The 10911-nt window shown below is 67.4% G+C and carries 11 protein-coding genes; 7 read left to right on the top strand and 4 right to left on the bottom strand.

Translation table 11 applies throughout. The annotated features are described in order from the left end of the window. The first annotated feature begins 88 nt into the window (after positions 1 to 88). Entirely contained in the window at positions 89 to 1594 is a 1506-nt protein-coding gene (locus ACFWFI_RS35180; protein WP_387398394.1) for a glycosyltransferase family 87 protein, read from the top strand. A 12-nt stretch (positions 1595 to 1606) separates the two neighbouring features. Here the strand turns inward: ACFWFI_RS35180 and ACFWFI_RS35175 are convergent, their stop codons facing one another. The 3 genes from ACFWFI_RS35175 to ACFWFI_RS35165 form a co-directional block, all read right to left on the bottom strand. Continuing rightward, entirely contained in the window at positions 1607 to 2638 is a 1032-nt protein-coding gene (locus tag ACFWFI_RS35175; protein WP_387398392.1) for an alanine racemase, read from the bottom strand. Positions 2639 to 2716: 78 nt separating this feature from the next. Beyond that, positions 2717 to 3835 (bottom strand): lipid II:glycine glycyltransferase FemX, encoded by a 1119-nt coding sequence (locus tag ACFWFI_RS35170; protein WP_031090357.1) that lies wholly within the window; start codon positions 3833 to 3835, stop codon positions 2717 to 2719. A gap of 183 nt (positions 3836 to 4018) precedes the next feature. Further along, the gene (locus ACFWFI_RS35165) at positions 4019 to 4375 is read right to left on the bottom strand and encodes a hypothetical protein (protein ID WP_387398390.1); all 357 of its coding nucleotides are present in this window, start codon (positions 4373 to 4375) and stop codon (positions 4019 to 4021) included. 286 nt (positions 4376 to 4661) lie between these two features. Here ACFWFI_RS35165 and rpsF point away from each other — a divergent pair, with 286 nt between their 5' ends. From rpsF to rplI, 4 genes are all read left to right on the top strand, one after another. Then, positions 4662 to 4952: a 30S ribosomal protein S6 gene (rpsF, locus tag ACFWFI_RS35160; RefSeq protein ID WP_104787430.1), complete on the top strand. Its 291-nt coding sequence runs from the start codon at positions 4662 to 4664 to the stop codon at positions 4950 to 4952. A gap of 71 nt (positions 4953 to 5023) precedes the next feature. Next, positions 5024 to 5635: a single-stranded DNA-binding protein gene (locus ACFWFI_RS35155; protein WP_387398387.1), complete on the top strand. Its 612-nt coding sequence runs from the start codon at positions 5024 to 5026 to the stop codon at positions 5633 to 5635. A gap of 43 nt (positions 5636 to 5678) precedes the next feature. Then, entirely contained in the window at positions 5679 to 5915 is a 237-nt protein-coding gene (gene rpsR / locus ACFWFI_RS35150) for a 30S ribosomal protein S18 (protein ID WP_003967857.1), read from the top strand. A gap of 18 nt (positions 5916 to 5933) precedes the next feature. Then, positions 5934 to 6380 carry a 50S ribosomal protein L9 gene (gene rplI, locus ACFWFI_RS35145; protein WP_387398385.1) on the top strand — a complete coding sequence of 149 codons (447 nt, stop codon included), beginning with the start codon at positions 5934 to 5936 and terminating at the stop codon, positions 6378 to 6380. 104 nt (positions 6381 to 6484) lie between these two features. Here the strand turns inward: rplI and ACFWFI_RS35140 are convergent, their stop codons facing one another. Then, positions 6485 to 7822, bottom strand: coding sequence for an MATE family efflux transporter (locus ACFWFI_RS35140; RefSeq protein WP_387398383.1), 1338 nt, complete (start codon positions 7820 to 7822; stop codon positions 6485 to 6487). 476 nt (positions 7823 to 8298) lie between these two features. On the opposite strand from ACFWFI_RS35140, the gene dnaB reads away from it, so the two are divergent. Continuing rightward, positions 8299 to 9756, top strand: a complete 1458-nt coding sequence (dnaB, locus tag ACFWFI_RS35135) for a replicative DNA helicase (protein ID WP_387398399.1) — start codon at positions 8299 to 8301, stop codon at positions 9754 to 9756. A 310-nt stretch (positions 9757 to 10066) separates the two neighbouring features. Next, on the top strand, positions 10067 to 10911 hold an 845-nt coding region (locus ACFWFI_RS35130; RefSeq protein ID WP_387398396.1), incomplete at its 3' end, for a serine hydrolase domain-containing protein.

The raw sequence follows: 10911 nt of genomic DNA, 5'->3' as shown, positions 1-10911 counted from the left end.
GTCGACACCTTCCAGGTGTCGACGGCCCTTCGTGTGTCCCGGACGCGTGCCACGCCCGTACACAGCGCCGTACGGCAGGATGTGCGGCATGCCAAGCGCAGAAGACACGAGCGTGCACCAGGAGCCGTCCGTCGTACCGCCCACACGACAGGACGAGATCGCCGCAGCGGGCAGTGAGCTGATCGGCGGGCCTGCGGGCCGCTGGGCACGGTTCGGATCGGGACCGCTCACACCGCTGCGCGTCATCGCGCTCGTGGCGATCGGGATGTTCGCGCTCGGCATGGTGCAGAAGATCCCCTGCTACGACTGGGCGTGGTTCCGCGGCACCAGTTCGCAGTACACGCACGCGTGCTACTCCGACATCCCGCACCTCTACGTCGGGCGGGGCTTCGCCGACGGCCTCGTGCCGTACTTCGACCGCCTCAGCGGCGACATGGCCTACCTCGAGTACCCCGTCCTGACCGGCCTCTTCATGCAGGTCGCGTCCTGGCTCACGCTGACCCCGTCCTCGGACCCCGTGCAGCAGCGCGAGCAGATGTACTGGATGGTCAACGCGGGCATGCTGCTGGTCTGCGCCGTGATCATCGCGGTGTGTGTCGCCCGTACGCACCGGCGCCGCCCGTGGGACGGCCTTCTGGTCGCCCTCGCCCCGGCACTGGCGCTCACCGCGACGATCAACTGGGATCTGCTCGCCGTCGCGCTGACAGCCGCGGCGATGCTCATGTGGTCCCGGGGCAGGAACCTCTCCTTCGGCATCTTCATCGGCCTCGCGACCGCCGCCAAGCTCTACCCCGTGCTGCTCCTCGGACCCCTGCTGGTGCTGTGCTGGCGGGCCGGGAAGTGGCGGGAGTACGGGGCGGCGCTCTTCGGGGCGGCGGCGACCTGGCTGCTGGTGAACCTTCCGGTGATGGCGTACGCCCCGGAGGGGTGGAAGAAGTTCTACACGTTCAGCCAGGAAAGGCAGATCGACTACGGATCGTTCTGGCTGATCATCACCCAGCGCACCGGCCGGTCCATCGACGTGGGCACGGTCAACACGGCCTCGGTGCTGCTGATGATCGTGCTGTGCGCGGGCATCGCCGGGCTGGCACTGACCGCCCGGCACCGGCCCCGCTTCGCCCAGCTGGCGTTTCTCGTGGTGGCCGCATTCATCCTGACGAACAAGGTCTACTCACCGCAGTACGTGCTCTGGCTGATCCCTCTGGCAGCGCTGGCAAGGCCCCGCTGGCGGGACTTCCTCGTCTGGCAGGCGTGCGAGGTCATGTACTTCCTGGGGATCTGGTTCTACCTCGCGTACACGACGAGCGGAGACAAGCACCAGGGGCTGCCGCAGGACGGCTATCAGGTCGCGATCGCCCTGCATCTGCTGGGAACGCTCTACCTGTGCGCCGTGATCGTCAGGGACATCCTGAGGCCGGAACGGGACCCCGTGCGGCACGACGGGTCCGACGATCCGTCGGGCGGGGTGCTGGACGGTGCGCCGGACCGTACGGCACTCCTGCAGGTGCACCCGCACCCGTCCCGGCACGCGGCACCCGCGGTCGAAGGACCGCGGGTGGAGTGGGGCACTGCGGGCAGAGCGGCCTCCGACTGAGGGAGGCCGGGCCTACCGGTCCACGAGGCGGTCGAACTGGGTGGTGGTGTGGCGCAGGTGGGCCACCAGTTCGTCGCCGACCTTCGGCTCCTGGGCGTCCGAGGGCACGAAGAGGATCGACACCTGCATGTGAGGCGGCTCGGCGAACCAGCGCTGCTTGCCGGCCCAGACGAACGGCGAAAGGTTGCGGTTGACCGTGGCCAGCCCGGCGCGAGCGACTCCCTTGGCGCGCGGCATCACTCCGTGCAGGGCCTTCGGCGCCTCCAGGCCGACACCGTGGGAGGTCCCTCCGGCGACGACCACCAGCCAACCGTCGGATGCGGCCTTCTGCTGGCGATAGCCGAAACGGTCCCCCTTGACGACACGGGTGACGTCGAGCACCGCGCCGCGGTACTCCGTCGCCTCGTGGTCGCCGAGCCAGAGCCGTGTGCCGATGCGCGCGCGGAAGCGGGTCTGCGGGAACTGCTGCTGCAGCCGCGCCAGTTCCTCGGCCCGCAGATGGCTGACGAACATCGTGTGCAGGGGCAGCCGGGCTGCGCGCAGCCGGTCCATCCAGGTGATGACCTCCTCGACCGCGTCCGAGCCGTCCGTGCGGTCGAGCGGCAGGTGCAACGCGAAACCTTCGAGGCGCACGTCCTCGATGGCGGAGTGCAGCTGGCCGAGCTCCTCCTCCTTCACACCGTGGCGCTTCATCGAGCTCATGCACTCGATGACCACGCGCGCGCCCACCAGGGCGTGCACACCGTCCACGGAGGAGACGGAGCGGATGACACGGTCGGGCAGCGGTACCGGCTCCTCGCCCCGGCGGAAGGGCGTGAGCACCAGCAGGTCGCCGCTGAACCAGTCCTTGATGCGCGCGGCCTCGTACGTGGTCCCGACGGCCAGCGTGTCGGACCCGAAGCGGATCGCCTCGTCGGCCAGCCGCTCGTGTCCGAAGCCGTATCCGTTGCCCTTGCAGACGGGGACGAGGCCGGGGAACTGGTCCAGCACGGACTTCTGGTGCGCCCGCCAGCGCGCGGTGTCGACGTAGAGGGAGAGCGCCATGGACGGCCCGGAACCTTTCTGGTGGCTGCGGTGTAAGTGAGAGAGAACAGGAACTGATGGACGGGGGTCGGGATGCGGTCAGCGACGGGACATGTACATATCGAGTGCCTTGTGCAGCAGCTTGTTGAGGGGGAAGTCCCATTCACCGACGTATTCGACGGCTTCGCCGCCGGTGCCCACCTTGAACTGGATCAGGCCGAAGAGGTGGTCGGTCTCGTCCAGCGAGTCGCTGATACCGCGAAGGTCGTAGACGGTCGCGCCCATCGCATACGAGTCGCGGAGCATCCGCCACTGCATGGCGTTGGAGGGACGGACCTCGCGCCCGATGTTGTCCGAGGCGCCGTAGGAGTACCAGACGTGCCCGCCGACGACGAGCATCGTGGCAGCCGACAGGTTCACGCCGTTGTGCCGTGCGAAGTACAACCGCATGCGGTTGGGGTCCTCGGAGTTGAGCACCGACCACATGCGCTGGAAGTACGAGAGCGGGCGCGGCCGGAAGTGGTCGCGCACAGCGGTGATCTCGTACAGCCGCTGCCATTCGGCGAGGTCCTCGTAGCCGCCCTGGACCACCTCGACGCCGGCCTTGTCGGCCTTCTTGATGTTGCGCCGCCAGAGCTGGTTGAAGCCCTTGAGCACGTCCTCGAGGGAGCGGTTGGCCAGCGGGACCTGGAAGACATAGCGGGGCTGCACGTCACCGAAGCCGGCGCCGCCGTCCTCGCCCTGCTGCCAGCCCATCTTCCGCAGCCGGTCCGAGACCTCGAAGGCGCGCGGCTCGATGTGGCTGGCCTCGACGTCACGCAGCCGCTTCACGTCGGGATCCTGGATTCCCGACTTGATGGCGGCCGAGTCCCAGCGGCGGATGACCACGGGAGGGCCCATCTTCACCGAGAAGGCACCCTGCTGCTTCAGGTGGGCGAGCATCGGCTGGAGCCAGTCGTCCAGATTGGGGGCGTACCAGTTGATGACCGGCCCCTCCGGGAGGTACGCGAGATAGCGCTTGATCTTGGGCAGTTGGCGGTACAGCACCAGCCCGGCGCCGACCATCTCACCGTTCTTGTCGAACCATCCCAGGTTCTCCGAGCGCCATTCGGTTTTCACATCAGCCCACGCCGGGACCTGGCAGTGACTGGCCGAGGGCAGATTCTGGATGTAAGCCAGATGCTGTTCTCGGCTGATGGTCCTCAGGGTCAGGCTCATGCGGGGCGCTCCTCGGCAGGTGTGTCCCCATCGGTCAGGGGCTCCGGCTCTCGCGCCGAAGCCTACTGTGACCGAGGGGCGCCCGGCCTGGCCCGTCCGGGCCGGACCGGGCACCACCCGCGCGGGATCGCCTGGCTGTGCACTGCGTGGGGCGGTCGGCCTCGCCGGCCGCGGCTCTGCCGGTCAGGTGACGACGCCGCCGAAGAGGCCGCCGTGCGCCATGCCGAGATAGAAGCCGACGGCGGACGCGCCGATCCCCATGATCAGACCGAATCGCTCCCAGGTGGTCTTGGAGATGTACTGCCCGTAGGCACCGGTCAGAACGCCGATCAACCCGGCCCACGAGCTGATCAGGTGCAGGCTGTGGAACATCGCCGTCACGAACGCGAGGACGCCGAGGACCCCGGTCACCACCATCAGCGCTTCCTGGAGCGGATGCGGCCTGCCGTCCGTGGCGAAGAGGGATCCGGTGGCCGGATGGGCCTTGGCCGTCCGGCGGGGAGCGGGCCGACTGCCGGCAGGTCGGACTGTCTGTGCCATGGAGCACCTCCTGGCGGGAAGGGCGGTGCAATGTAGCGCCTCTCACACCGCATCTGTCTTGATTGTGCGCCCTGAACACCGGATTTCAACCGGAAGCCGGTCTGCGGGTAGTCTGTACGGTCTGCACCGGTGTCTGCCTTGAGCCAGCACTGCAGCTCCCCTCGACTCTCGAAGACGGGCGTTGTCAGTGGCGGCTGTTTTACTCGGAGACACTGTTGCTTACGCATCACGACCCTCCTGCCACGGAACGACCGTGGCCGCTGAGTCCAAAGGAGGTGGGTTCCACATGCGTCACTACGAGGTGATGGTCATCCTCGACCCCGATCTCGAGGAGCGAGCAGTCTCCCCGCTGATCGAGAACTTCCTCTCCGTCGTCCGTGAGGGCGACGGAAAGGTTGAGAAGGTCGACACCTGGGGCCGTCGTCGTCTCTCTTACGAGATCAAGAAGAAGCCTGAGGGCATCTACTCGGTCATCGACCTGCAGGCCGAGCCTGCAGTCGTCAAGGAGCTCGACCGACAGATGAACCTGAACGAGTCGGTCCTCCGGACCAAGGTCCTCCGTCCCGAGACCCACTGAGCATCTAGCTCAGCGGTCATCGGGTTCGAGTAGCAAGCAGCCAGAAGCAATCCCCGCCGAGAGGTTCACCCATGGCAGGCGAGACCGTCATCACGGTCGTCGGCAATCTCGTCGACGACCCCGAGCTGCGCTTCACCCCGTCCGGTGCGGCGGTCGCGAAGTTCCGTGTCGCGTCCACTCCCCGCATCTTCGACCGGCAGACCAATGAGTGGAAGGACGGCGAAGGCCTGTTCCTCACCTGCTCGGTCTGGCGTCAGGCGGCGGAGAACGTCGCGGAGTCGCTCCAGCGAGGCATGCGCGTTGTCGTGCAGGGCCGGCTGAAGCAGCGGTCCTACGAGGACCGCGAGGGCGTAAAGCGCACGGTCTACGAGCTGGACGTCGAGGAAGTCGGCCCCAGCCTGAAGAGCGCCACGGCCAAGGTCACCAAGACCACGGGTCGCGGTGGCCAGGGCGGCGGCCAGGGTGGATACGGCGGTGGCCAGCAGGGCGGCGGCAACTGGGGCGGCGGTCCCGGTGGCGGCGGTGCTCCCGCCGACGACCCGTGGGCCACCAACGCTCCGGCCGGCGGCCAGCAGGGCGGGGGCCAGCAGGGCGGCGGGGGTGGCTGGGGCGGAAGCTCCGGCGGCTCCGGCGGCTCCTCCGGCTCTTCCGGCGGCGGCTACTCGGACGAGCCTCCCTTCTAGGGCTGCTCGTACCCCCACTTCTTGATCACACAGGAGAAACACCATGGCGAAGCCGCCTGTGCGCAAGCCTAAGAAGAAGGTCTGCGCGTTCTGCAAGGACAAGACCCAGTACGTGGACTACAAGGACACGAACATGCTGCGGAAGTTCATTTCCGACCGCGGCAAGATCCGTGCCCGCCGCGTCACCGGCAACTGCACTCAGCACCAGCGTGACGTCGCCACGGCAGTCAAGAACAGCCGTGAGATGGCGCTGCTGCCCTACACGTCCACCGCGCGATAAGGGAAGGGTGACCGAATCATGAAGATCATCCTCACCCACGAGGTCACTGGCCTCGGTGCCGCCGGCGACGTCGTGGACGTCAAGGACGGGTACGCCCGTAACTACCTGGTTCCGCGTGGCTTCGCCATTCGCTGGACCAAGGGTGGCGAGAAGGACGTGGCGCAGATCCGCCGCGCCCGCAAGATCCACGAGATCGCGACGATCGAGCAGGCCAACGAGATCAAGGCCAAGCTCGAGACCGTGAAGGTCCGTCTGGCTGTTCGCTCCGGCGACGCCGGCCGCCTTTTCGGTTCCGTCACCCCGGCCGACATCGCCTCGGCGATCAAGTCTGCCGGTGGTCCGGACGTCGACAAGCGTCGCGTCGAGCTCGGCTCGCCGATCAAGACGCTCGGCGGACACCAGGTGTCTGTCCGTCTGCACCCCGAGGTTGCCGCGAAGCTCGGTATCGAGGTCGTTGCTGCCTAAGGGCACAGCTCAGCAGAGCTAGGTGAAGGGCCGCACCCCACGGGTGCGGCCCTTCGTCGTTTCACGTGAAACCGGGCAAGCCGGTCGCTGCTGGGTTGGACGATTCAGCGCGTGGCTCCGGTGACGACCCAACGGCCGGACCGGGTGCGGATCCCCAGCGTCACCAGCCGGACGGCCATCATCAGAGCCATCGCCCCCCAAAGTGCGGTGAGTCCTCCACCGAAGCTGGGGACGAGGAGAGCGACCGGGGCGAAGACGGCCAGGGTCAGGACCATGGCCCAGGCGAGATAGCGGCCGTCCCCTGCGCCCATCAGTACTCCGTCGAGAATGAAGACCACACCGGAGATCGGCTGGGAGAGCGCTACGACCAGTAGGGCCGGCACCAGAGTGTCCTGCACGGATTCGTCGCCCGTGAACAGCGGGACGAAGAGCGGCCTGGCGAGCACGATCACTGCCCCGAGGACCACCCCGGAGGCGATTCCCCACTGAACCATCCGCCGGCATGCCTCTCGGGCACCCTTGGGGTCGTTCGCCCCCAGATAGCGTCCGATGATGGCCTGGCCCGCGATGGCGATCGCGTCGAGCGCGAAGGCTGTGAGGCTCCAGAGCGACAGGATGATCTGGTGCGCGGCGATATCTGTGTCGCCGAGGCGGGCGGCTACGGCGGTGGCGATCATCAGGACCGCCCTCAGCGAAAGGGTGCGGACCAGCAGCGGCACGCCTGCCTGGGCGCTGGCCCGGATCCCCGCGGCATCGGGGCGCAGGGATGCCCGGTGCCTACGAGCCCCGCGGACCACGACGATCAGGTACGCGAGCGCCATGCCCACCTGGGCGATGACCGTCCCCCAGGCGGAGCCTGCGATACCCAGCCCGGCACCGTAGACGAGCCCGGCATTGAGGGCGCCGTTGGCCGCGAACCCACCGATGGCGACATAGAGCGGCGTTCGGGTGTCCTGCAGCCCGCGCAATACTCCCGTCGCCGCCAGCACCACAAGCATCGCAGGGATGCCAAGGCTGGAGATCCGCAGATATGTGGTGGCATAGGGGGTCGCAGTGTCGGACGCCCCGAAGATTTCGACCAGCCACGGTGCCAGGGGAAGTGTCACGGCGATGACAGCGGCACCGATAAGCAGTGCGAGCCAGATGCCGTCCATTCCCTGGCGGATGGCTGAGGCCAGATCTCCTGCCCCGACCTGGCGGGCGACTGCGGCCGTGGTGGCATAAGCGAGGAAGACGAAGATGCTCACCGCGGTCGTCAACAGGGCCGCGGCGACCGCCAAGCCGGCCAGCTGGGGCGTGCCGAGATGGCCGACGATGGCACTGTCGACCATGACGAAGAGCGGCTCGGCAACCAGCGCGCCGAAGGCCGGGACGGCGAGTGCGATGATCTCGCGGTCGTGCCGACGGCGGGAGGGCGGCTGGGCCGTGGGCGCCTGGGTCATGAAGGCCAATCTAATCTTCCACAGGTAAGAGATGCAAAGTGCTTTAGTCCCTTACTCTGTGCGGGTTTCCGGCTCCGCTGAGAGGTCGTTTCCGGTGATCTTGAGCTGAGGGCAAAAGTTTTTCTCCCCCACAGCCGGTGGATTGAGAAACACCAGGTCAGGGGCGTCCTGGGTCGCCCTCTATGAGTTTGTCCACAGTGCTGTCCCCCGGTCCGTGCACAGGATCCGTGGGGTTCTCCACAGCATCTGGTCCGTCGTCCACATGCCCTGTGGATAACCAGATTGGCTGACGGTGCGGACAGGCCTACCGTGGTGCCGCGCCCGCACTCCGTTCCGGCTTGGAAATCCGCAGAACTTGACGCGCCGGAACCGGAGTCGGGCGTCTTGTTTGTCGGTGCCGTGCCGTAAGAAAGAGTGGCACGGCTAGGTCCGCGAAGCGGACGGGAGGAGGTGGCCCGGTGAGCATTCCCGAGCCTTTGGACGATCCCTGGGCCGATGTCGGTCCCAGTGACCGTCTGCCCGTGTCCCGTCAGCGCCGCGGAGAGGGCAAGGGGCGCGACGAGCAGCACGAGCGGGGCCGGGAGAGCGGCTGGGACGGCGGGTCGTCCAGCTTCGAGCGGGTGCCTCCGCAGGACCTCGACGCCGAGCAGTCGGTGCTCGGCGGCATGCTGCTCTCCAAGGACGCCATCGCGGACGTCGTGGAGATCATCAAGGGCCATGACTTCTACCGTCCGGCCCACGAGACCGTCTATACGGCGATCCTCGACCTCTACGCCAAGGGCGAGCCGGCCGACCCGATCACGGTGGCGGCCGAGCTGGTCAAGCGCGGCGAGATCACCAAGGTCGGCGGTGCCCCGTATCTGCACACGCTGGTCCAGTCGGTGCCGACCGCGGCCAACGCTTCGTACTACGCGGAGATCGTCCACGAGCGGGCAGTGCTTCGGCGCCTCGTCGAGGCCGGCACGAAGATCACGCAGATGGGATACGCGGCCGACGGTGACGTCGACGAGATCGTCAACTCCGCGCAGGCCGAGATCTACGCCGTCACGGAGCAGCGCACCAGCGAGGACTACCTGCCGCTCGGCGACATCATGGAGGGGGCTCTCGACGAGATCGAGGCCATCGGGTCCCGCAGCGGTGAGATGACCGGTGTACCGACCGGGTTCACCGACCTCGACGCCCTGACCAACGGCCTGCACCCCGGCCAGATGATCGTCATCGCCGCCCGCCCCGCCATGGGTAAGTCCACTCTCGCCCTGGACTTCGCCCGCGCGTGCTCGATCAAGAGCAATCTGCCCAGTGTGATCTTCTCTCTGGAAATGGGGCGCAACGAGATCGCGATGCGTCTTCTGTCGGCCGAGGCCCGCGTGGCGCTCCACCACATGCGCTCCGGCACCATGACCGACGAGGACTGGACGAGACTGGCCAGACGGATGCCGGATGTGTCGGCCGCTCCGCTCTACATCGACGACTCGCCGAACCTGTCCATGATGGAGATCCGGGCGAAATGCCGTCGTCTCAAGCAGCGCAACGAGCTCAAGCTCGTGGTCATCGACTACCTGCAGCTGATGCAGTCCGGCGGGGCCAAGCGGGCCGAGAGCCGGCAGCAGGAGGTCTCGGACATGTCCCGAAATCTCAAGCTCCTGGCCAAGGAGCTGGAGCTGCCGGTCATCGCCCTCTCCCAGCTGAACCGTGGACCCGAACAGCGCACGGACAAGAAGCCGATGGTCTCCGACCTGCGTGAATCCGGCTCCATCGAGCAGGACGCCGACATGGTGATCCTGCTGCACCGCGAGGACGCGTACGAGAAGGAGTCACCGCGTGCGGGCGAGGCGGACCTGATCGTGGCCAAGCACCGTAACGGCCCGACGGCGACGATCACCGTGGCGTTCCAGGGCCACTACTCCCGCTTCGTGGACATGGCCCAGACCTGAGGCACAGGGCGAAACCTTCACTCGCTCAGGTGGAGCCGCGAAGTTGTGCCCCCCGTCGGCGTGTCGAGGGGGGCACCGTACGGCCCGCCTCATGGACGCCGTGCGCGAATACCTCGACGGGTGGGACCTCGCGTTCCGCCCGCAGGACATGAACGCTTCACAGCAGCAGCTCAACGGGGACCACTGGTACGACTGGCTCTCCAGCGACTGCCGGGCCTTGCTCATTCGCGGCAGCCGCAGCTACAGATCGCGCTGGGTGCGTCGGCGTGAAACCGTTCGTCAGGCGACGGCGCGCGGGTCATCCTTGGGCATGACCTCTTCTGAAGTTCTGCTCCCCAGTACCCGGCGTGCCCTGCTCCATCGTGTTGCGACCGCGCAATCCGAAGGCCGGGCCCCATCCCTCGTCGCTGCGGTGCAACGGGACGGGCAGATCGCCTGGAGTGGCGCGCGCAGTTGTGTGGACGGCCATGAACCCGATGGAGATACGCAGTTCAGGATCGGTTCCATCACCAAGACGTTCACGGCTGTGCTGGTGATGCGCCTGCGCGACGAGGGCCTGCTGGATCTGGACGATCCCCTGGAGAAGCACCTGCCGGGCACGGGTGTCGGACAGGTGACGGTGTTCCAGCTGCTCGGCCACAGCGGGGGTCTGGGGGCCGAGACGCCGGCCCCCTGGTGGGAGAGGACGCCGGGTGCCACGCGTCCGGAGCTGGCGGATGTGCTCGGCGAAAGGCCGTTGATCCACCCGTCCGGCCACGGACACCACTACTCGAACCCGGGTTACACACTGCTCGGCTCACTCGTCGAGAGGCTGCGCGGTGAGCCCTGGGCCGACGTGCTGCGCCGCGAGATTCTGGAACCTCTGGGGATGGACCGTACGACTCCGCATGCGCATACCCCGCATGCGGGAGGCTGGGCCGTCCACCCGTGGGCCGACGTCATGCTGCCCGAGCCGGCTGAAGATCTCGGGCTGATGGCTCCGGCCGGTCAGCTCTGGTCGACCACCACCGATCTTCTTCGCTTCGCTGCCTTCCTGGCGCAGGGCGATGAGCGGGTGCTGTCCTCGTCCTCGGTCAGGGAGATGCGCATTCCCGCTGCCTCCCCGGAGGCTGCCGACTGGGCCGGCACGTACGGCCTCGGTCTTCAGGCCGTACG

Origin of the sequence: Streptomyces sp. NPDC060209 (assembly GCF_042728155.1) — a bacterium.
GTDB lineage: Bacteria > Actinomycetota > Actinomycetes > Streptomycetales > Streptomycetaceae > Streptomyces.
This window is presented reverse-complemented; position numbering and strand designations above follow the sequence as displayed.

Coding starts and splice junctions, on each gene's coding strand:
- ACFWFI_RS35180 (WP_387398394.1), top strand. CDS start 89: ATGCCAAGCGCAGAAGACACGAGCGTGCACCAGGAGCCGTCCGTCGTA.
- ACFWFI_RS35175 (WP_387398392.1), bottom strand. CDS start 2,638: ATGGCGCTCTCCCTCTACGTCGACACCGCGCGCTGGCGGGCGCACCAG.
- ACFWFI_RS35170 (WP_031090357.1), bottom strand. CDS start 3,835: ATGAGCCTGACCCTGAGGACCATCAGCCGAGAACAGCATCTGGCTTAC.
- ACFWFI_RS35165 (WP_387398390.1), bottom strand. CDS start 4,375: ATGGCACAGACAGTCCGACCTGCCGGCAGTCGGCCCGCTCCCCGCCGG.
- rpsF (WP_104787430.1), top strand. CDS start 4,662: ATGCGTCACTACGAGGTGATGGTCATCCTCGACCCCGATCTCGAGGAG.
- ACFWFI_RS35155 (WP_387398387.1), top strand. CDS start 5,024: ATGGCAGGCGAGACCGTCATCACGGTCGTCGGCAATCTCGTCGACGAC.
- rpsR (WP_003967857.1), top strand. CDS start 5,679: ATGGCGAAGCCGCCTGTGCGCAAGCCTAAGAAGAAGGTCTGCGCGTTC.
- rplI (WP_387398385.1), top strand. CDS start 5,934: ATGAAGATCATCCTCACCCACGAGGTCACTGGCCTCGGTGCCGCCGGC.
- ACFWFI_RS35140 (WP_387398383.1), bottom strand. CDS start 7,822: ATGACCCAGGCGCCCACGGCCCAGCCGCCCTCCCGCCGTCGGCACGAC.